This window comes from Pseudomonas sp. 7P_10.2_Bac1 (assembly GCF_025465935.1).
GTDB lineage: Bacteria > Pseudomonadota > Gammaproteobacteria > Pseudomonadales > Pseudomonadaceae > Aquipseudomonas.
On record NZ_JANLNV010000022.1, the window covers coordinates 1 to 294 of the forward strand.

A 294-nucleotide genomic window follows, 5' to 3' on the forward strand; every position below is an offset into this window, starting at 1 on the left:
CAACCACAACGAAACCACCTTTGTGGGCAATGACCGCAGTGAGCGGGTCGACCACAACGAAACGATCTCCATCGGCGACCACCGCACCGAGGACGTTGGCAAAAACGAAACCATCTCCATTGGTGCCAACCGCAGCGTGACCATCGGCGCCAACAAGACGGAAACCATCGCTCTAGCCAAAGCCGAAACCATCGGGCTCGGCAAAGCGCTGACCATCGGCGCGGCCTACCAGACCAGTGTCGGTGCGGCCATGAACACCTCCGTCGGCTTGAGCCAGAGCGAGCAGGTCGGCCT

Annotated in this window: 1 protein-coding gene; it reads left to right on the forward strand. The window is 60.9% G+C overall.

Annotated elements, in window-relative coordinates; translation table 11 throughout:
* Positions 1-294, forward strand: a 294-nt coding sequence (locus NTD86_RS04465) for a bacteriophage T4 gp5 trimerisation domain-containing protein (RefSeq protein ID WP_410016949.1), incomplete at both ends; no start/stop codon positions are given.